The sequence below is a fragment of the Cohaesibacter marisflavi genome, from assembly GCF_900115225.1.
Taxonomy (GTDB): Bacteria; Pseudomonadota; Alphaproteobacteria; order Rhizobiales; family Cohaesibacteraceae; genus Cohaesibacter; species Cohaesibacter marisflavi.
The window spans coordinates 514,703-534,033 of sequence record NZ_FOVR01000002.1; the positions used below are offsets into that span (position 1 = coordinate 514,703).

Here is a 19,331-nt window from a genome sequence, read left to right on the forward strand (position 1 = left end):
ATAATCCGGCCGGTTTCAGCCAACGCTGAGCGGCTTGGCGTCTGTTGCCTTCATCAGCGCCTGAGGCTCAACCATGAACACGGCGTTGGGCGCGCCAGCTGCGGCCCAGACTGTCTCGAAAGTAAGCAGATGCGGGTCGATATAGACCTCCATGGGGCAAAGATGGCCCACTGGCGCAACGCCCCCGATGGCGAAGCCGGTTTCCGAGCGCACCTTCTTCGGGTCGGCCCTATCAAGCGTGGAACCGATCACTTTGGCGGCAAGGTCCATGTCAGCCCTGTTGCTCCCCGCGATAAGCAGAAGCACCAGATGCTGGTTGTCGTGACGTTCGAAAATGAGGCTCTTGACGATCTGGTCCACTGCGCAGCCGCAGGCAGCAGCCGCGTCTTCCGCAGTCCGTGTCGTATCCGGCATGGTGACCACTTCGCTTTCGAGCCCCAGGGCATCGATGGCTTCCTGAACGCGAACCTTTGAACTTTTCTTGCCTGCCATTATCAAAATCACTCCAAAATCAAACGGAATTATACAATTACATCCATGGCCTTCTGTTCGCCAACGTTAAACACACGCTTGTATCGTGTGATTTCGTCGGCAGGCCCCATGGCTTTATTCGGATTGTCCGAAAGCTTTACGGTCGGCTGGCCATTGGCGGAAATCGCTTTGCAAACCAGAGAGAAGGGCGAAAGCTCGTCATCGGGCACCAGCCCTCTGAAATCGTTGGTCAACAACGTACCCCAGCCGAAGGATACCCGCACCCGACCGTGAAATTTGCTATAAAGGGCGCCAATCTGATCCACATCCAGACCGTCGGAGAAGATGATCAGTTTCTTGCGTGGATCTTCGCCCCGATCCTTCCACCACTGGATGGCGGTTTCGGCGGCTTCTTCCGGCTGGCCACTATCCACGCGGATACCGGTCCAGCTGGTCAGCCAGTCCGGTGCTCGCTCAAGGAACCCCTTGGTGCCATAGGTATCCGGCAGGATGACGCGCAGATTGCCATCATGCTCGCGTTGCCAGTCCTCAAGCACTCTGTAGGGCGCATAGGCCAGCTCTTCGTCATTTTGCGCAAGAGCTGAATAGACCATCGGCAGCTCATGGGCATTGGTGCCAATGGCTTCCATCTCGCGGCGCATGGCAATGAGGCAGTTGGAGGTGCCGGTGAAGTTATCCCCCAGCCCTTCCTGCATGGCTTGTACGCACCAGTCCTGCCAGAGGAAGGAGTGGCGCCGCCGGGTGCCGAAATCTGCGACGCGCACATCGCCGATGGCCCGCAGGCGCTCGACCTTTTCCCATAGGCGGGTCATGGCGCGGGCATAGAGAATTTGCAGCTCGAACCGCTTCATCTTGTGTAAAACCGCTCGCGAACGCAGTTCCATGATAACCGAAAGGGCCGGAATCTCCCATAGCATGACCTCAGGCCAGGAGCCCTCGAAGGTCAGCTCATACTGATCGCCCACCCGTTCGAGATTATAGGGGGGTAGGGTGAGATTCTCGAACCACTCCATAAAATCGGGATGGAACATGGAACGCTTACCATAAAACATATTGCCGCGTAGCCATGTGCTCTCTCCGCGAGAGAGTTTCAACCCACGAATATAATCAAGCTGGGCGCGCAGCTCGCCCTCGTCGATCAATTTGGCGAGAGGCACATCCTTGGAGCGGTTGATCAGGCTGAACTCGACATGCACGTCGGGCTTGTTGTGAAAAACCGATTGGGCCATCAGAAGCTTGTAGAAATCCGTATCGATAAGGGATCGGACGATGGGGTCGATTTTCCAACGGTGACTATAAACGCGAGATGCAAGATCGATGGTCATGATCTATCCTGAATGAAGAAATACGCAGGCAGGCTGAACCGGCAGGGCCCGTTTTGCAAGCGCAAGCTTTGGCAATGGGTGAAGCCTATTGGCCAATGATGTGGATATTATGGGCTCGCATATCGTCCAGAGCGTTCTTGAGCGAACCATTAAGATCAATGGCGTTGCATGCGGAAAGATCGACCGACACATCAAACCCGAGTTTGGCAGCGTCTACAGCCGAATAGCGCACGCAGAAGTCTGTCGCAAGTCCTACGAAAAGCAAGGAAACCACGCCTTTGTCCCGCAAATAGCCCTCAAGCCCCGTCGTGGTCTGATGGTCATTTTCGAAAAAGGCCGAATAGCTGTCTATCAGCGGGTTGGAGCCTTTGCGCAGGATCAGATCGGCTCTGTCTGTTACAAGATCGGCATGGAAGGCGGCTCCAGAGGTACCCTGAATACAGTGATCGGGCCAGAGGACCTGATCGCCATATGGCATTTGCACCATGTCATAGGGGGATTTGCCGTCATGAGCGCTGGCAAAGGAGCTGTGAGACGCCGGGTGCCAGTCCTGTGTCAGGACGATTTGCGCATAGTTTTGCTGCATCAGGTTGATTTTGGAGATGATCTCATCTCCACCGGGCACAGCCAGAGCGCCGCCGGGGCAGAAGTCATTCTGAACATCAATAATGACAAGCGCTTGATGTTGTGAGCGTTCCATAATGGGCGCCTTTCCAGATACTCAACTGGTAACCTACAAAATTAGCGCTACTAAATCAAAGAACTGCGCCCGACGCCAGATGGTGCCCGCAAGAAAAAATAAAAAATTGCGCAAACATAAAAGCAGCTGAAAAAAGCAACCAAAGAAAAAGGCCGGATAATTCCGGCCCTTTGATATCGTCAGAATTTCTACTCCAGTGTAGAAGCACTATTCTGTCAACGTCTGCAAATAGCTGATCAGGTTGGCGCGATCTTCCGGTTTTTTCAGGCCAGCAAAGGCCATGGCGGTACCGGGCACCAGATCTTTTGGTTTGGTCAGATATTCATTGAGTGTTTCCGGGTTCCAGACCTTGCCATCGCCGAATTCGACCATCGCGTCAGAATATTTGAAATCGTCAACCGAGGCGATAGCGCGGTCGACAACGCCAAACAGATGCGGGCCGGTCTTGTTGGCCATTTCAGCGTCAAAGGTGTGGCAGGCTGCGCATTTCTTGGCTACGCGCTCGCCTCTTCCTGCGTCAGCAGAAGCAAGAAGGGTTGCAAAATCCACCTCTGGTTCGGGTTCCGTGGCAGCACCGCCGCCAGACCCGTCTGCAACTTCAATCGCATAGCCGGGCTGGTCCGGGGCATCATCACTGAAGATGTAGCCCGTTGCCATCCCTGTAACCATAATAAAAATAAGGGCCATCAAAACAGCGCCAGCCATTTTGTTGAATTCGAAAAAGTTCATAGGTCCTTGCTCCCGGTCTTTGAAGGACGAAACGGATTACCTAGGATTGGTCCTAAGGTTCACTCGGTAATTCTTCCTGCGGAAACTACTAGCTTTTCCTGATGGATGTCCATAGGAATAGCGGCTAACAGGGCTCGACTTTCGCCATAGACTGGGCCCTTTTCAACAACATAAGGAAGAATCCTTATGTTTGCAAAGGAGATAGGGGCAGGGCCTATCCTTTTGCTTTTTGTTTTCCCGTCCTGCCGGATTGCCTGCAAGAGAGGCATTCGTGGCCGTATTCTGCCATAAAAGGCGCGTGACATTGGCGCCTCCAAAGCGTAAAGCAGGCAGACGAAATACAGTCTATCCAAGGAAGGGGCACGAGGGTGCCCGGTAAGGAGCCATTATGATCGCCAAGAAAGTCGTTTTTCAGGGGGAACCTGGTGCCAACTCGCACACCGCCTGTAACAATGTATTTCCAGATGCAGAGGCGGTTCCGATGGCAACCTTTGAAGATTGCTTTAACGCGGTCCAAAATGACCTTGCGGATCTGGCCATGATCCCGATTGAAAACTCGGTGGCGGGTCGCGTGGCTGATATCCATCATTTGATGCCGACCTCCGATCTGCATATCATCGGTGAATATTTCCTGCCTATCCATCATCAGCTGCTTGGTCTGCGTGGGGCTCGTCTTGAGGATATCACGTCCGTTCAGAGTCATGTGATGGCGTTGGGGCAGTGTCGCAAGATCATCCGTGACCGTAAGCTGCAGGCGATCGTCGGGGCCGATACTGCAGGGTCTGCTCATCAGATTTCCAATCAGGGAGACAAGACCAAAGCGGCGATCGCTTCCGAGCTTGCCGCTGACATCTACGATCTGGATATCCTGAAAGCCGACATCGAAGATGAAGATCACAACACGACGCGCTTTATCGTGTTGTCGAAATATCCCATCAAGGCAGACAAGAGCACCGATCTTGTTGTAACCACATTCGTGTTCCGAGTGCGCAACGTGCCGGCTGCTCTCTATAAGGCTCTGGGCGGTTTTGCCACCAACGGCGTCAACATGACCAAGCTGGAAAGCTATCAGACCGGCGGCAAGTTTTTCGCAACGCAATTCTATGCTGACATTGAGGGACATCCTGACGATACCAATGTGCGTCTGGCACTTGAGGAGTTGCGCTTCTTCTCTGCCGAACTCAAGATTCTCGGCATTTATCCGGCGCACGAATATCGCAAAAGGAACCACGAACCCGAGGCCAACCGCGATTTGCGGCCGAGCCCCGACCTATGAAAGGGATAGGCAAAAAGCCTTCCTGAGTGGTGTGAATATGAAAAGGGCGCGTCCATATGGGCGCGCCCGTTTTTGTTGCAGATTGTTCTGTGTCCAGCTGAGCACAGGGTTTGAAACATATGGTGAGGGTAAATCGGTGCAGGTAAAGAGAAGAGGGAGGTGAACCGGGCTGCTTATGTCAATTCCTGAGGGGGCGGGAGAATTATTTTTGGAACTATGTTGGTCATCAACGCGTCTATAAAGTGTACTTTCTAAAAAGGCACTACCAAAAAGGGTATTTTGGAGAAAAACGAGTAATTTGTAGCTGCTTAATATCGACGCGACCATAGTTCTTGCTAAACAAAAAGTTAAACCGAACTTTGTCCAAAAACAAATCTAAGTACTTAAAATTAATGGAATTCGTTGCTCACCAATTCTCAACTTTTTCTGCGTAGTTTACTTTGGTAATAAACATCGGGACCAAACACATTGAACAATGAGCGGAATGAAAAGTGGTTGAAGAGCTGGGCTGCTTTAAGGGAGCGTTTTTGGAACGTGGCCCATCTGCCCGTTGTTGTCGCTACCCTTGTGATCGTGGCTGTTGCCCTTATTGCCGAAGATATCAGTAAGAACGCATATCTGGAAAAATCGCGCGCTGAACTGCGCAATAAAGCCACTCAGGTTGCTCTCACTATTCAAGGCGCGATCATTGCCAATATTGAAACGGGCCGAGGCCTGGCCAATGTGATCCGGACCGAACCGGATATAGACACTGAACGGTTCAACCAACTCGCCAAGCAGCTCTTTCACAATTTTTCTTCCATGAAGCTTATCGCCATCGCGCCAAATCTGGTTGTCTCCAATATCTATCCACTGGAGGGCAACGAAAGCGTAATCGGGCTCGACTATCGAGATGTGGAAGAGCAAAGAGATCTTGTTTTCGAAGCGAGAGACAAGAACGAGTTAACCATGGCCGGCCCGATCGATCTGGTACAGGGCGGTACCGGGCTCCTTGTGCGCTATCCGGTCTATATCGATTCTCTAGACAAGGGGCGCTATTTCTGGGGTATTGTATCAGCTGTACTGGATGTTGACTTCTTCTATCAATACGCGGGCTTGCTAGACGAGGACGCTGAGCTCGATTATGCTATTGTTGGCAAAGACGGGATGGGAGCATCCGGCGAGCAATTCTTCGGGTCAGAAGACATTAACGAGATGGATCCGATCAGGGTTCCTGTTGACTTCCGCATTGCTCAATGGGAACTGCGCGTTGTTCCTCATGGGGGCTGGAGCGTTCCATCATCGATCTTCTGGCTCATCCGGGCGATTGCCTTTGCTGCATTTTTGCTGGTGGTTGTTCCCATGGCCATCGTGTTCAAACTGTCGCGCGAGCGCATGGCGCACCTAGATGCCCATATCGAAAGTCAGCGACAGCTAGCCAGTGTTTCAAAACGCTTCGAATTGGCCGTGGATGCCCTCAAGCTCGGTGTTTGGGAGTTTGATCCGGCGGTACGCCGTTTCAAATGGGATCAACAAACCCGTGAGATCTATGGCATCGACCCTGATTGCGACGTTAATGAAGTGGACTGGAAAGAGCGCCTCTTCCCTGAGGACAGAGCACGTCTGTTTGATGACGGGCGCAAGGCCATTGCCAGTGAAGGAAAATTCTGCACAGACTATCGCCTTCAGATGCCAGACGGGACGATCAAGACCGTGCGTGTGTCAGCTTTGGGCTGGACAGATGACGATGGCAAGATGATTTATGTCGGGGTCAACTGGGACATTACAAAGCATGTCGCGCGCGAGGAAGCGTTAAAGGATGCGCGCGCCGAGAGCGAAAGACGCTATCAGGAACTCGTCAAGGCCAAGACGCGTATAGAGTTCAACGCCTTGCATGATTTCCTCACCAAGTTGCCCAACCGTCGCTATGTCGATGAGTTCCTCAATGGTGAAAATGGTGCGCCTTGGCCATTCGAGGATGCCGAGAATAGCTGGCTTTTGAAAGTCGATCTGGATGGCTTCAAGGAGATCAACGATAGTTTCGGCCATGCGGCCGGGGATGCCATGCTGCTCAAGGTGGCCGATATGCTGCGTTCTCTGAAGCAGGAGGAAGAATTCATTGCCCGTGTTGGCGGCGATGAATTCATCATGCTGTGCTCAAGTGCGCAGAACAGAAATAGACCTCAGGAACTGGCCGAAAATCTCATTGCCATGATGCCGGAGCCACAGAATTATAAGGGCCTTGCCTGTCGATTGGGCGCGAGCATTGGGCTGTCCAACTGGGCCGATGCCAAGGAAAGTCCTGACAAGCTGCGCTCCAATGCGGACCTCGCCCTGTATCAGTCCAAGCAGAATGGCAAGGGCTGCTTCACATTCTTCAGCCAGCCCCTGTTCCAGACGGCCAATGAAAAACGTCGCCTTGCCGACGATCTGCTGCGTGGCATCGAAAACCGCGAATTTATTGCCTATTATCAGGGGCAATATAATGCTGAGACCCATCGTCTTGTTGGGGCCGAAGCCCTGGCGCGCTGGGCGCACCCCAAGCGCGGGCTGGTCTATCCAGACATGTTCATCGATCTGGCTGACAGTCTAGGTGTAACCGGCGAGATCGACGCAATGGTCATGGAACATGCTCTGGAGACGAAACAGTTCTGGGCCGACAAGGGACTCAATATTGATCGTGTATCGGTCAATGTCTCGGCCAAGCGATTGAGCGACAGAGATCTGATCCCCGGCCTCAAGGCAATGGATTTCGATCCTTCGCATCTGACCTTCGAACTGATCGAGTCGACCTTCCTGGATCGCAGCGCACCACAAGTGGCTGCCAACATCCGTCGGCTAAGGGAGATGGGGATTGAAATCGAGATCGATGATTTCGGCACAGCCTATGCCTCCATCGTCAGCCTGACGCATTTGCTTCCGAACCGCTTGAAAATCGACCGGGAACTGATCCTACCGGTAACATCAAGCGAGCATCAGCGCGAGCTTGTGCACTCCATCATCCATATTGGGCGAACGCTGGGCATCGGTGTGGTTGCCGAAGGCATTGAATCGCTTGAGCATGCCGAAATCCTGCGTGTCATGGGAGCCGATATCTTGCAGGGCTACGCCTTCAGTCGGCCGATGACCCGCGAAAAATTCTTCACTCATCATGCCAAAGGCAGCCGGTTTCACGTCGCTTGATACAGTAGACTAGCCACCTGTCGTGGGTGACGGACCTTGAAGGGGGGGGGGCAGGCGGAGCTCTACCGTCCGCCTGCCAATAGGGAGCTACGGGACCGATTAACCGATCAATTGATAACTGACAGGCACAAAGTGGAAGCCTTGATCGCGGGTCTCAACGAAACCGGCAGCCGGGAAGGGCATGTGATAACCAATCAGCGGGATGCGGTCGGTTGCCAACATGTCCAGAACCTTGCGGCGGGTCTGCACGGCCATCGCCTTGTCCATGTCATATTTGACCTCCCAATCAGGATAGGCCAGCGACCAGACATAATGGTTTGCCAAATCGGCCATCAGCAGCAACTGCTTGCCCATGCTGTCCAGCATGAATGTCATATGCCCCGGCGTGTGGCCAAAGGCTGCCATGGCGGTGATGCCCGGTGCAACCGTGTCTCCATCCTTGAGGAAGGTCATCTTTTCAGCCAGTGGTTTGACATTTTTGGCGAAACCGGCGTTATCGGTTTTTGACCAAGCGTCATATTCAACCTGCCCGGTGAGATAGGCTGCATTGGCGAAAGTTGGGGCGCCATCCTTCATTAAGCCGCCAATATGGTCGCCATGCATATGTGTGATTACCACATGGGTTACATCCTCGGGCTTGTGGCCCGCCTGAGCCAGCGCCGCCGTGATGCCTTCGGCATTGAGGCCGGTGTCAAACAGGATGATAGCCCCTCCGGAGCGCACGAGCGTTGGTGTGAAGTAGAATTGAGCCATATCCGTGCCGATGAAATTCTTGGCGCTGACTTCGGCGAAAACATCATCGGAGACATTGATGCCGAAAATCTCATGCGGATTGTCGCGCGGGGCCGAGCCGGCCAGCAGCGTAATGACATCCAGCTCTCCGAGCTTGAAGCCACGGGCCTTGGCCATGGGCAGAGCCGGTTTCATCATGTCTTCAGCAAGGGAAACCTTGGGTGCAAGCACAAGCCCGGCGGCGCCCGCAGCGCCAATCATCGCCATGCGTCGATCAATAGAAATGGTCATAGTGTTTCTCCCCTGATCACTATTCGCGTCAAAAAACAGGTTCAAGGCAGGCCTTCTCGAGGCGTGCCCTCAATTGCCTTGGGCGTGAATGGTAGTCGAGGATACGGACACTGGCGAAACACTATCCTGTGATGAAATCGTGTTCAGTTTTTCACGCGGCTCAGTGTCGCAACTGTTTCCTTCTATTTCCGCCCTTAACGGGATTTCAATCGAATTGAGCTAAGACATAATACGCATCAAGCGATGGGGCTGCTTATGGAACACAGGGCGCGCCTCACGAACCTTTCGGCATCAGCAAAAAGCAGGAGCAGAATGTGAGCGGAGAAAAAAGGCCTGTTTTCGCCCTCTTTGCCGTCTGGCGCCTGCTCGCGGCACTTATGGTGATGCTCTATCACTTCTGCGCTTTCGGGCCGGAAGCCTACCGCCAGTTCGCGATGGATGCAGAAGTCTTCACTGCCTTGCTTGATCTGTTCTTCATCGTCTCGGGTTTTCTGATCTGGGTGCATTATTCCAAACGGCTGACGGGGCCGGGGGCCTACGGCGTCTTCCTGCTGCGCCGACTGGCTCGGCTCTATCCTTTGCATCTTCTGACATTGGGAATCTTCTGCATGGCCTGGCTGATCATCGCGGTTGCCGGGCTATCGGTCGAATTGACGGACTATTATTCCTTTCCAGAACTGGTGCGTCAGCTTCTTCTGGTCAATGCCTGGGGATTGTCGGACGGGCTCGCCTTCAACTTCGTTTCATGGTCATTGTCTGCGGAATGGTTCTGCTATCTCACCCTGCCGGTCATCGTGTTCATCTTCCGTAAAAGCGGACTATGGGGGCTCGTTGCTCTGCTCGCTTTCTGTGTGATAGCGCTTGAAGGGCTGACTTACTTTAAAGTCATCCCGTTCCCCACATGGCTGGATGCCAACACATGGGGTGCCTATCGCGTTTTTGCTGATTTCGTGCTGGGTGCCATCATCGCCATTGTCGCTTCCATGCGTCTGATCAGGGTGCAGAGCCACTGGTATGCATGGGGGGCGCTGCTGTTTGCCCTGCTGGTGATGTTCATGGATTTCCGCTTTGGCTATGCCAATATTGTGGCCATAACCATCGCACTCTATCTCGCCGCACAGGTGGAAATCAACGCGCCGGAACGCAGTGCCTATCTCATGCCACTGATGCCTCTGGCTGCCGTTTCCTTCGGCATCTATATGTGGCACCCGGTCTTTACCGTGTCCATTCTGGGGCTGGGCTGGCTGATGATTCTGCAACCCATGCAAATTATTGGCTTTGCGCCAGTGCTGGCCTTTGCCTTGATCGTAACGATTGTCACTGCCCTGCTGTCCGCACGTTTCTTTGAAGTTCCTGCGCGCAAGAAGCTTCTCTCGCTGGGGGCTGGCAATATGGTCGAGAGCATGGCCCTGCAGCCCTCCAAGAAACCTTCCTGATCAAAGGCCCGAGGGGCTATTCGACCATATCCACCCAGCTACGGATCAACCAGGCCGCTATGGAGAAGGGGCCCGGTGTATGGGGCAGATCGCTGTCAGTGCCGCGTTTCATCAGGGTGCGCACTTCGTCGCGCGTGAACCAGCGGGCATCGGTCAGTTCTGTCGGATCCACCGTGATCTCACTTGAGAGGGCTTCGCCATAACAGCCGATCATTAGGGACGCCGGGAAGGGCCATGGCTGGCTGGCCATATAGCGCACAGCCCCCACGCGGACCGCCGATTCTTCAAAGACTTCCCGGCGCACCGCCGCTTCAATTGTCTCGCCCTGCTCCATGAAGCCGGCGAGCGTGGTGTAGACTGGGCCTGTAAAGCGGGTGTGGTGCGCCAATAGGCAGCGCTCCACACCCTCATCATCCTTGTGCAGAACAAGCATGATGACGGCCGGATCGGTGCGCGGAAAATGAACGGCGGAACAGTTGGGGCAGTCACGACGGGCACCACCAAGGGTCACCACTGTCTTGCTACCGCATTTGGAACAGTAAGGGTGGTTGTCGTGCCAGTTCAGCAGTCCACGGGCCTGTGCGATAGCGCCCAACTGATCGTTTGGCAGCATGCCATGCAGACCAAGGGTTCGCACGGATTCAAACCGGTAGCCGTCTGTTCCTTCCAGCTTGTCTGCCGCCTCATCTGTAAGCAGCATGGCAAGGCGCGGCGCGGCTTCTTCTTCAGGATCGGTGCCAAGAATGATCGCTGTTTCCATGTCTGCGCCCAAGGTTTCAGCTTCTGCCTTGCTAAAGATGGCCCTGGAGGTCGCTTCCTTTGTGGCCAGCAGAAGAGTGTCCTTGTGAAACAGATAAAAACCCGCATGCTTCTGCGCCATCATTGCCGGGATGCTGTCCCCATCGCGATGCTCAGTGTCTCTGCTAAGACGGTTATGCATGAAGCCAACGCCCTCGACGGTAGGGGCGGAGCGAACGGCTGCAAACGGGTCGGATGAGAAAGCAAAATCATTCATGGTCAAGTGGTGTCCAGAAGCTGGTCAAAACGGGCAGCGGCCAACCTTTAGGCGAGCCGAAGAGAAGAAGGGGCGAGAGAAGAGCCGAGAAAAAGGCGTGTGGGTAGCAGATCTTTTCAAAGCAGGGCTGCGGCAATCCTTTCAATCAAAGTACACGCGGATGCCTTTTCATAAGGTCGGGCAGGCATCTTGCCCCAGATCGGGCCAGCCCAGGCCGCATCGCCTTCAAAGCGGGCAATAACATGAATATGGAGCTGGCGCACCTGATTTCCAAGGCTGGCAACATTGAGTTTGTCGCACCCGGTTTCAGCTTGCAGCACTTTGGAAACCCGCGCGATTTCATCCGTCAAACGGTGTTGGTCCTTTGGGGTAAGATCAATCAATTCCTCCGCGCCCGCGATCTGCGGTATCATCACCAGCCATGGAAAATTGGAATCATTCATGAGCCGCACAGTACAAAGCTTTAGCTCGGCCAGAGGCAGGCTATCAGCCTTCAGTTGGGGATCAAGTGTGAATTCAACCATCTTTTTGCTCCATATGCCCAATTTTGCTGACAAGGAATCGCCTATTGCCTCTTGCATTAGCATGTCACAAGTGACATATGAACAGACGGAAGGCTGGCAATGGACGTTCCCCTCGCCAATCGGGTCAGGTCCGGAAGGAAGCAGCCCTAACGAGTTTCAGAGCGGGTCATCTGTTCAGTCTTCCACTCTTCCCTCACAAAATTTGACCAGACGCACAATAGAGCGCTCTAAGTCCGTTCTCCAACGGTCCTTTTCGCATTGCTCCCTTGCACGGGCGGGAAATGACGCGTCTTCTGTATTCCTTTCAACAACAAAGACGCATCCGGCGACAAGATAGGTGACGCAGCGCGCGTTCCTCTGCTATGGATAGCGATATTCGTTTTTTGCAAGAAGCTGCGGGATTCCCTTATGGACGATCAAGAACATCAATCAGCTGAAGGTTATCGCGTACTGGCGCGCAAATACCGCCCTGCGAGCTTTGATGATCTGATCGGTCAGGGGCCGATGGTTCGCACCCTGACCAACGCCTTCAAAACCGGGCGCATCGCACAAGCCTATATGCTGACCGGTGTACGCGGGGTGGGTAAAACCACCACCGCTCGTATTCTGGCACGCGCCCTCAACTATGAAATTCCCGGCGAAATTAGCAGCCCCACCATCGATATGCCGCGCCTTGGCACCCACTGTCAGGCCATCATGGAAGGCCGCCATGTGGACATCATGGAGATGGACGCCGCTTCCCACACCTCGATCAATGATATCCGCGAGATTATTGAAGCAGCACGCTACAAGCCGGTGAGCGCGCGCTACAAGGTCTACATCATCGACGAGGTGCACATGCTTTCCACGGCAGCCTTCAACGGGCTGCTCAAGACGCTCGAGGAGCCGCCCGAGCATGTGAAATTCATTTTCGCCACCACCGAGATTCGTAAGGTGCCGGTCACTGTCCTCTCTCGCTGTCAGCGCTTCGATTTGCGTCGCATCGATGCAGGCGAAATGGCTGCATATATGCAGAGCATGTGCGACAAGGAGCAGGTGGAAATCGAGGAAGATGCCTTGCAGATGATTGCAAGAGCAGGGGAAGGCTCGGTGCGCGACTCGCTCTCGCTGCTTGACCAGGCCATTTCCCATGGAGCCGGCAAGATCACCGCCGAGACCACCCGCCAGATGCTGGGCCTTGCAGACCGGGCACGCATCATCGATCTGTTTGAAGCCCTGATGAAGGGCGATATCGCCAAGGCTCTGGAAGAACTCAAGAGCCAGTATGATATCGGCGCCGAGCCTGCGGTGGTTCTCTCCGACCTTGCCGACTTTGTGCATCTGGTTACCCGCCTCAAGCTGACGCCTGATGCCAGCTCGGAGGCGGCAGCGACCGAAGCGGAGAAGACCCGCGGGCGCGATTTTTCTACTCATCTATCCGTGCGCGTGCTCTCACGGGCCTGGCAGATGCTGCTCAAGGGGTTGGCTGAAGTGCAGTCTTCGCCACGCCCTCTGGCATCGGCTGAAATGGTACTGGTGCGCATGGCCTATGTGGCTGATCTGCCAAGCCCGGATGAAGCGCTGCGCATGCTCGCCAACCGAGATTTCAGACCTCCGATGCCCACCGGCGCGGGATCAGGCCCTTCGACCCCGCCGGATGCAACTCTTCCGGCCCATTCCGGCCCGCAGGACCAGCAGGATATGCCACCGCAAGGCATGCCCCATCAAGGGCCCTCCGACCCATCGCAAGGGGGCGGGCCGACGGCAATGCAGGCCGGGTCGGGCATGAATTCGGGTGTCAATCCGGCCAATCAGCCAACACCGGATTTGCAGCGTGGCCATGCGGATCCGGCACAGACGGAAAAAGCCAATCTTCGGCTGGTCTCCAGCCAGAGCGAAATGCAGGTGGCCCGTCAGGCCCGCGCCAATCCCCCGTCCGGTCATGAGAATACGGCCTCTCCGGTCAAACCCGTGATCACGCGCTTTGAGCAGATCATTGCGCTGGCCAAGTCTCATCGCGACATCGCGCTGCAATTCACGCTGGAATCGGCCGTTCGCCCTGTTAGCGTTGAGCCAGGACGCGTTGTGGTCGCCTATGATGGCGCCGATGGCGAGGCTTTCCAGACCAAACTGTCGCGCAAGCTTTCTGAATGGACCGGCGAACGCTGGCTCGTCGACCTTACAAGGGAAGGTGGCGGCGCAACCCTGTTCGAGCGCAAGGAAGAGCGCGAAAAGCAGGCTCGTGAAGAAGCCGACAACCATCCGCTGGTCGAAGCGGTGCGCAAGGCCTTCCCCGGTTCCAAGGTCGTTGACGTGCGCATCAATCGCGACTTTGAAGAAGAATTTCTGGCGCCGGTCATTGAAGACCCGGACGAAGATGGCGATATGTCTTTGACAATCGATGACGCGGACGAGTTCGGGCTCGACAATTTATAGAGGCCGCAATCCGTCCCCTACACAAGCCACAAATGTGAGAAAAGCCTTCTGGCGCTTGTAAGCCGCCGGGGCGGGAACGAAAAGGATGATCCCCATGGACATGATGAAGATGATGAAGAAGGCGAAGGAAATGCAGGCCAAAATGGCCGAGATGCAGGAAGAAGTCGCCGAAATGGAAGCAACAGGCGTAGCCGGTGGCGATATGGTCAAAGTAACCGTTACCGGCAAAGGGCAAATGAAATCTCTTTCCATCGATCCATCCATGATCAATGCCGATGATGCCGAAATTCTAGAAGACCTGATCATCGCTGCCCACAACGATGCCAAAGCCAAGGTTGAAGCCGCCATGCAGGAAAAAATGCAGGCAATGGCTGGTGATCTGGGACTTCCTGCTGGCATGAATCTGCCATTCTGATTGCGGTTGCAAAGACAAGTGCCGCAATGATGCAATCGCTGTATTGAGATGAGGTGTGGTATGGCAAGTCATGTTGCCGGTCCGGACATTGAAAAACTGATCAAGCTTCTGGCGCGTCTGCCCGGGCTGGGGCCGCGCTCGGCCCGTCGGGTGGCGCTGCATCTGATCAAGAACAAGGACCAGCTTCTGGTCCCGCTGTCCGAGGCGATGAGAGTTGCGGTTGAAAAGGTTCAGGTGTGCGAAACCTGTGGCAATATCGATAGCGCCAGCCCTTGCACCATCTGCACCGACACGCGCCGCGATCCGTCCGTTCTGGTCGTGGTGGAAGATGTCTCCGATCTCTGGGCGCTGGAGCGAGCCTCCGTCATCAATGCCGCCTATCATGTGCTGGGCGGAACGCTAAGCCCTCTGGATGGTGTGGGGCCTGATGATCTCAATATCGCCGGGCTCCTCAAGCGCACGGCAAAGGGCGAAATTCGCGAAATCATTCTGGCTGTCAATGCCACGGTGGAGGGCCAGACCACGGCTCACTATATCACCGATCAGTTGCAGGAGCAGGCCAAGGAGCTGAAGGTCAGCAATCCGGCCTATGAGCCGATCCGGATATCCCAGCTTGCCCATGGTGTGCCCATCGGCGGGGAGCTTGATTATCTGGACGAAGGCACACTGCTACAGGCGATCCGCAGCCGTAAAGCCTTTGAATAGAGACACGGGACGCGGCTTTCTCCAACATTCCCCCATCGTTCACCATTCAGCGCTCTTCCTCATCCATACTGAATAGGGAGCGCGAGGTGCCCGGCTCCGCAATCTTTGGGCCGGCAATGCCATAAGGTCCCTTAAAGGGAAAAGCGGGCGTATCCTCAACGGGGGCAGGCGTCTCGGTTTCTGGCGTTCCGGTTTCTGGTGTTTCCTCAGTCTCGCTTTTGTCGGCTATATGATCGGCATTGTCCCTTGCGGCCGCTTGCAGCTCGGCTTCGCTAACATCAATCTCCTCGATCTTGCGCCCGCGTTTGACGATCTTGCCGGTCGAGGTGAGAATCTGGTCGACATCCTTTTGCGTCTGCCCGAAATGGGCCTGTAGCTTTGAGACCCGATCATCAAGCCGCGTTACATCTTCCATCAGGAGGGTCACTTCGCGTTGGATGATATGAGCCTGTTCGCGCATGCGGGCATCCTTGAGGATCGACTGGATGACCTGAATGGACAGGGTCAGCAGGGAAGGCGAAACGATGACAATCCGCGCCCGATGCGCCGTTTGCACCACATCGTCAAATTGCTCATGCAGATCGGCAAACAGGCTCTCGGACGGAACGAACATGAAGGCCGTGTCCTGCGTTTCACCTACGAGGAAATAACGCTCTGATATATCCTTTATATGCTTTTTGACATCATTGCGAAAACGGCTTCGGGCGGCCTTGTCCTCATCCGGATTGGCCGCTTCCTTCACCGCCGTCCAGCCTTCAAGTGGAAACTTGGCATCGATCACCAACACGGCCGTGTCATTGGGAATATGGATCACGCAATCAGGCCGCTTGCCGTTTGATAAGGTAAACTGGAAATCATAGGCATGCTTGGGCAGGGCATCCTCGATAATGGCTTCCATGCGTCCTTGCCCGAAGGTGCCGCGCGCCTGTTTGTTGGCGAGGATCTGCTGCAGTTCGACCACCCGTCCGGAAAGCTCGGTGATGTTGCCTTGCGCCTTGTCGATCAGGGCCAGACGCTCATGCAGCGCCCGCAAATGGTCGCCTGTCATCTTCTGTTGATCACCAAGGCTCTTGGTTACCGTCTGGCTCAGCCGGTGGCCCATGCCGTCCATCCGGTTGGTCAGAGCCTGCGACATCTCTGTCTGTCGTGTCGAGAAGATCTCGGCCATGGTTTGCATGCGGCCCGTCATCTCGGCTTGAAGCCGGGAGAGTTCATCCACCTGTGCTCTTTGGCGGCGAGCCTGTTCCTGCGCGTCAAACAGCTCCTGCGCCCGCACATTATTCTGTCGCGACAGGCTGATGAGAAGCCAAAGCACCAGCAGCCCGATCAGCGCTAAGGCCCCGATCAGGATCTGGAAGGTCGTTATGCCATGCTGGCCCAGTGTGATCACAATGTCATTCATGGCGCGACTATAGAGCGATTCGGAAGCGTAGCGAAACAAAGTGTGAACATGGATGTGTGTGCTTTGGTCGGAATTGGTTAGAAAAGCATAGGAATTTCCTATTCTTTCGCGCCTTTGAGATTGACGCTTGAAGCTGAAAAGCTTATGTCAGCTTCATGGCTGTGATGGATATTGTAACATTGCCGGATCCGATCCTGCGAAAGCAATCGCTTCCGGTTGAGCGCGTAGACGATGATCTGCGCACTTTGATCGACAACATGATTGAAACCATGTACAAGGCCCCGGGCATTGGTCTGGCGGGCATACAGGTGGGCGTGGACAGACGCCTCTTCGTGATGGATGTCTCCCGCGAAGAGAATTCCCCCATCTGCATGATCAATCCAAAGATCATTTTTCAGTCTGAAGAGCTGAATACCCACGAGGAAGGCTGCCTGTCGATCCCTGAATATTACGCAGAAGTGGATCGTCCCAAACAGGTGACGATGGAATTTCTCGATCGTGATGGTAAGCCGCAGACCCTCGAGCTGGATGAGCTGGCAGCAACCTGCGCCCAGCATGAGTTCGACCATCTCAATGGGGCTCTCTTCATCGATTATCTCTCGAAGCTGCGCCGGGATCGGGTGATCAAGAAATTCACCAAGCTGGCCAAACAGAAAGAGAAGATCGTCCTGTAACGGTCTTCCATCATCACTGCAACGCAACGAGGGTATGCCATGCTGCGCGTCGTCTTTATGGGAACGCCGGATTTTTCCGTTCCGACCCTGATGGAAATTGTCGGGCAAGGCCATGAAGTGGTCGCTGTCTATAGCCAGCCACCGCGTCCGGCCGGTCGCGGCATGGAAGAACGCAAGACGCCGGTGCATCAGGCCGCCGATCAGCTCGGGCTTCCCGTTTTCACGCCAACGTCGCTGAAGTCTGAAGAGGAGCAGGAGAAATTCCGCGCCCTTGATGCGGACGTGGCTGTAGTTGTGGCCTATGGCCTGTTGCTGCCCAAGGCCATTCTTGATGCGCCCCATGAAGGTTGCCTCAATCTGCATGGCTCGCTTCTGCCGCGTTGGCGCGGGGCTGCTCCCATCCAGCGTGCCATCATGGCGGGCGACGCCGAAACCGGTGTTCAGGTCATGCGCATGGACGAGGGGCTGGATACCGGCGACATCTGCATGTCAGAGACCATCCCCATCACAGAACAGATGACGGCTGAAGACCTGCATGACAAGATGATGGTACTGGGAGCCGACCTGATGGTGCGGGCGCTCGGCGCCCTGTCGCGCGGGCTGCTTACCTCCCGGCCTCAGGCCGAAGAGGGCGTAACCTACGCCAAGAAAATCGACAAGGCCGAAAGCCGTATTGATTTTTCAATGAGCGCCAAGGAAGTCCATAACATCATTCGTGGCCTGTCGCCGTTTCCCGGTGCATGGGTCATGATGACCATTCGCGGCAAGGAGCAGAGGGTCAAGCTTCTGCGCTCCGAGCTGGCCGATGGGGCTGGCGTTCCGGGCACTCTGCTCGATGATGCCATGACCATAGCCTGCGGCGAGGGCGCGGTGCGCCTTGCCAAGCTGCAGCGCGCTGGCAAGGGCGCCATGAATGCAGATGAGTTCCTGCGCGGTGCCGATCTGACCATCGGCGACGTGATTACTTAAAGCCAAACTCTCGTTTCATCGTTTCGAATAGCTGAAATGCACTGTTTTGGTCAAATTGGATAGATTGGCTCGTTTTCCCTTTTATTTTTCGAGCCGGTGATCCGTAAGATTCAATTTGGAGGTAGGTATTACCTTCCTCGTCCCGAAGCGTGAAAAAAGATGCCTCGACTTCTTGGTGAATATTCTTAGTTTGAGGTTTCTTTTCCTCGAGCTTACGAACCAAAGCCATGACAGTATCCTTTCTGTTTTTAGCAATCTATGGTAGAAAATGCCTCGTTACAAGCTTTTGATCGAATATGACGGACGCCCCTTTTCTGGCTGGCAGCGGCAGGATAATGCGCCCTCTGTCATGGGCCTGATCGAGGAATCTCTGTTCAAATTCACGCATGAACGGGTGACGCTGTTTGGTGCGGGGCGCACGGATTCAGGGGTTCACGCCACTGGGCAGGTCGCGCATATGGATCTGGAGCGCGATTGGCACAGCCTCAAACTGAATGAAGCGCTGAATTTCTTCCTCAAGGAAACCGGCGTGGCCATTCTCAAGGTCTGGAAGGTGACGGACGCCTTTGACAGCCGCTTCGAGGCCGTCAAACGTTATTACCGTTACCGCATCTGCAATCGCCGTGCGCCGCTGACCTTCGAAATCGGGCGTGCTTGGCAATATAGCTACGCGATTGATGTGGAGCGGATGCAGGCCGGTGCCGACCTGCTGGTCGGGCATTATGATTTCACCACCTTTCGCGCCACGGCCTGTCAGGCCAAAAGCCCTTGGCGCACCATGGAGAAGCTCACCATCAGCCGCGAGGGCGAATGGGTCTATATGGATGCGATGGCACGGTCCTTCCTGCATAACCAGATCCGCTCTTTTGTTGGGTCTCTGGTGGAAGTGGGCTCCGGACGCAAACCGGTCGAATGGATCAGCGAAATTCTGGAGGCCCGCGATCGCCGCGCCTGCGGCCCTGTCGCGCCACCCGATGGGCTTTATCTCACGCAGGTCGATTACCGCCAAGACATCGATTATGTCATTCCGGAAGAGCCATGGCAGGGCCACGGTCACAAGTAAGGTTGC

Annotated in this window: 18 protein-coding genes and 1 other RNA gene; 10 read left to right on the forward strand and 9 right to left on the reverse strand. The window is 55.0% G+C overall.

Annotated features, from left to right (window positions below; genetic code table 11):
- Positions 1-15 precede the first annotated feature (15 nt).
- The 4 genes from BM258_RS05700 to BM258_RS05715 form a co-directional block, all read right to left on the reverse strand.
- Entirely contained in the window at positions 16-492 is a 477-nt protein-coding gene (locus tag BM258_RS05700) for a YbaK/EbsC family protein (protein WP_090069860.1), read from the reverse strand.
- A 29-nt stretch (positions 493-521) separates the two neighbouring features.
- The gene (gene pncB / locus BM258_RS05705; RefSeq protein WP_210186666.1) at positions 522-1,817 is read right to left on the reverse strand and encodes a nicotinate phosphoribosyltransferase; all 1,296 of its coding nucleotides are present in this window, start codon (positions 1,815-1,817) and stop codon (positions 522-524) included.
- Between the two features lie 85 nt (positions 1,818-1,902).
- Positions 1,903-2,517 carry a bifunctional nicotinamidase/pyrazinamidase gene (gene pncA, locus BM258_RS05710; RefSeq protein ID WP_090069863.1) on the reverse strand — a complete coding sequence of 205 codons (615 nt, stop codon included), beginning with the start codon at positions 2,515-2,517 and terminating at the stop codon, positions 1,903-1,905.
- Positions 2,518-2,724: 207 nt separating this feature from the next.
- Positions 2,725-3,246, reverse strand: coding sequence for a c-type cytochrome (locus tag BM258_RS05715; protein WP_090069866.1), 522 nt, complete (start codon positions 3,244-3,246; stop codon positions 2,725-2,727).
- A 388-nt stretch (positions 3,247-3,634) separates the two neighbouring features.
- On the opposite strand from BM258_RS05715, the gene BM258_RS05725 reads away from it, so the two are divergent.
- The gene (locus tag BM258_RS05725) at positions 3,635-4,522 is read left to right on the forward strand and encodes a prephenate dehydratase (RefSeq protein WP_175527940.1); all 888 of its coding nucleotides are present in this window, start codon (positions 3,635-3,637) and stop codon (positions 4,520-4,522) included.
- Positions 4,523-5,056: 534 nt separating this feature from the next.
- Positions 5,057-7,684 carry a bifunctional diguanylate cyclase/phosphodiesterase gene (locus BM258_RS05730; protein WP_090069871.1) on the forward strand — a complete coding sequence of 876 codons (2,628 nt, stop codon included), beginning with the start codon at positions 5,057-5,059 and terminating at the stop codon, positions 7,682-7,684.
- Between the two features lie 99 nt (positions 7,685-7,783).
- Here BM258_RS05730 and BM258_RS05735 read toward each other — a convergent pair whose 3' ends face one another.
- Positions 7,784-8,707: an MBL fold metallo-hydrolase gene (locus tag BM258_RS05735; protein ID WP_090069873.1), complete on the reverse strand. Its 924-nt coding sequence runs from the start codon at positions 8,705-8,707 to the stop codon at positions 7,784-7,786.
- Between the two features lie 314 nt (positions 8,708-9,021).
- On the opposite strand from BM258_RS05735, the gene BM258_RS05740 reads away from it, so the two are divergent.
- Positions 9,022-10,143 (forward strand): acyltransferase family protein, encoded by a 1,122-nt coding sequence (locus BM258_RS05740; RefSeq protein ID WP_090069875.1) that lies wholly within the window; start codon positions 9,022-9,024, stop codon positions 10,141-10,143.
- Positions 10,144-10,159: 16 nt separating this feature from the next.
- Here the strand turns inward: BM258_RS05740 and nudC are convergent, their stop codons facing one another.
- Together nudC and BM258_RS05750 are read right to left on the reverse strand one after the other, a co-directional pair.
- Positions 10,160-11,158: an NAD(+) diphosphatase gene (gene nudC, locus BM258_RS05745; protein WP_090069878.1), complete on the reverse strand. Its 999-nt coding sequence runs from the start codon at positions 11,156-11,158 to the stop codon at positions 10,160-10,162.
- 116 nt (positions 11,159-11,274) lie between these two features.
- Positions 11,275-11,682, reverse strand: a complete 408-nt coding sequence (locus BM258_RS05750) for an HIT family protein (RefSeq protein WP_090069881.1) — start codon at positions 11,680-11,682, stop codon at positions 11,275-11,277.
- An 88-nt stretch (positions 11,683-11,770) separates the two neighbouring features.
- On the opposite strand from BM258_RS05750, the gene ffs reads away from it, so the two are divergent.
- The 4 genes from ffs to recR all read left to right on the forward strand — a co-directional run bounded on the left by ffs (position 11,771) and on the right by recR (position 15,217).
- Positions 11,771-11,868: signal recognition particle sRNA small type (ffs, locus tag BM258_RS05755), an RNA gene on the forward strand.
- A 222-nt stretch (positions 11,869-12,090) separates the two neighbouring features.
- Complete coding sequence (locus BM258_RS05760; RefSeq protein ID WP_090069884.1) at positions 12,091-14,097, forward strand: DNA polymerase III subunit gamma/tau; 2,007 nt, start codon at positions 12,091-12,093, stop codon at positions 14,095-14,097.
- Positions 14,098-14,191: 94 nt separating this feature from the next.
- Entirely contained in the window at positions 14,192-14,512 is a 321-nt protein-coding gene (locus BM258_RS05765; protein ID WP_090070420.1) for a YbaB/EbfC family nucleoid-associated protein, read from the forward strand.
- 60 nt (positions 14,513-14,572) lie between these two features.
- The gene (gene recR / locus BM258_RS05770; RefSeq protein WP_090069887.1) at positions 14,573-15,217 is read left to right on the forward strand and encodes a recombination mediator RecR; all 645 of its coding nucleotides are present in this window, start codon (positions 14,573-14,575) and stop codon (positions 15,215-15,217) included.
- A 46-nt stretch (positions 15,218-15,263) separates the two neighbouring features.
- On the opposite strand, the gene BM258_RS05775 is transcribed toward recR, so the two are convergent.
- Entirely contained in the window at positions 15,264-16,619 is a 1,356-nt protein-coding gene (locus tag BM258_RS05775) for a DNA recombination protein RmuC (RefSeq protein ID WP_090069890.1), read from the reverse strand.
- 155 nt (positions 16,620-16,774) lie between these two features.
- On the opposite strand from BM258_RS05775, the gene def reads away from it, so the two are divergent.
- Both def and fmt read left to right on the forward strand, forming a co-directional pair.
- Entirely contained in the window at positions 16,775-17,293 is a 519-nt protein-coding gene (def, locus tag BM258_RS05780) for a peptide deformylase (protein ID WP_090069892.1), read from the forward strand.
- Between the two features lie 42 nt (positions 17,294-17,335).
- The gene (gene fmt, locus BM258_RS05785) at positions 17,336-18,262 is read left to right on the forward strand and encodes a methionyl-tRNA formyltransferase (protein WP_090070422.1); all 927 of its coding nucleotides are present in this window, start codon (positions 17,336-17,338) and stop codon (positions 18,260-18,262) included.
- Here fmt and BM258_RS05790 read toward each other — a convergent pair.
- The gene (locus BM258_RS05790) at positions 18,255-18,491 is read right to left on the reverse strand and encodes a hypothetical protein (RefSeq protein WP_090069895.1); all 237 of its coding nucleotides are present in this window, start codon (positions 18,489-18,491) and stop codon (positions 18,255-18,257) included. The genes fmt and BM258_RS05790 overlap by 8 nt on opposite strands.
- A gap of 39 nt (positions 18,492-18,530) precedes the next feature.
- On the opposite strand from BM258_RS05790, the gene truA reads away from it, so the two are divergent.
- Entirely contained in the window at positions 18,531-19,325 is a 795-nt protein-coding gene (gene truA, locus BM258_RS05795) for a tRNA pseudouridine(38-40) synthase TruA (RefSeq protein WP_090069897.1), read from the forward strand.
- Positions 19,326-19,331 lie beyond the last annotated feature (6 nt).

What these genes read in the sequence shown, in the direction of transcription:
- BM258_RS05735 (WP_090069873.1), bottom strand. Translation starts at nt 8,707, where the DNA reads ATGACCATTTCTATTGATCGACGCATGGCGATGATTGGCGCTGCGGGC.
- recR (WP_090069887.1), top strand. Translation starts at nt 14,573, where the DNA reads ATGGCAAGTCATGTTGCCGGTCCGGACATTGAAAAACTGATCAAGCTT.
- BM258_RS05700 (WP_090069860.1), bottom strand. Translation starts at nt 492, where the DNA reads ATGGCAGGCAAGAAAAGTTCAAAGGTTCGCGTTCAGGAAGCCATCGAT.
- def (WP_090069892.1), top strand. Translation starts at nt 16,775, where the DNA reads ATGGCTGTGATGGATATTGTAACATTGCCGGATCCGATCCTGCGAAAG.
- BM258_RS05775 (WP_090069890.1), bottom strand. Translation starts at nt 16,619, where the DNA reads ATGAATGACATTGTGATCACACTGGGCCAGCATGGCATAACGACCTTC.
- pncB (WP_210186666.1), bottom strand. Translation starts at nt 1,817, where the DNA reads ATGACCATCGATCTTGCATCTCGCGTTTATAGTCACCGTTGGAAAATC.
- BM258_RS05725 (WP_175527940.1), top strand. Translation starts at nt 3,635, where the DNA reads ATGATCGCCAAGAAAGTCGTTTTTCAGGGGGAACCTGGTGCCAACTCG.
- BM258_RS05715 (WP_090069866.1), bottom strand. Translation starts at nt 3,246, where the DNA reads ATGAACTTTTTCGAATTCAACAAAATGGCTGGCGCTGTTTTGATGGCC.
- pncA (WP_090069863.1), bottom strand. Translation starts at nt 2,517, where the DNA reads ATGGAACGCTCACAACATCAAGCGCTTGTCATTATTGATGTTCAGAAT.
- BM258_RS05760 (WP_090069884.1), top strand. Translation starts at nt 12,091, where the DNA reads ATGGACGATCAAGAACATCAATCAGCTGAAGGTTATCGCGTACTGGCG.
- BM258_RS05765 (WP_090070420.1), top strand. Translation starts at nt 14,192, where the DNA reads ATGGACATGATGAAGATGATGAAGAAGGCGAAGGAAATGCAGGCCAAA.
- BM258_RS05790 (WP_090069895.1), bottom strand. Translation starts at nt 18,491, where the DNA reads ATGGCTTTGGTTCGTAAGCTCGAGGAAAAGAAACCTCAAACTAAGAAT.
- BM258_RS05750 (WP_090069881.1), bottom strand. Translation starts at nt 11,682, where the DNA reads ATGGTTGAATTCACACTTGATCCCCAACTGAAGGCTGATAGCCTGCCT.
- nudC (WP_090069878.1), bottom strand. Translation starts at nt 11,158, where the DNA reads ATGAATGATTTTGCTTTCTCATCCGACCCGTTTGCAGCCGTTCGCTCC.
- truA (WP_090069897.1), top strand. Translation starts at nt 18,531, where the DNA reads ATGCCTCGTTACAAGCTTTTGATCGAATATGACGGACGCCCCTTTTCT.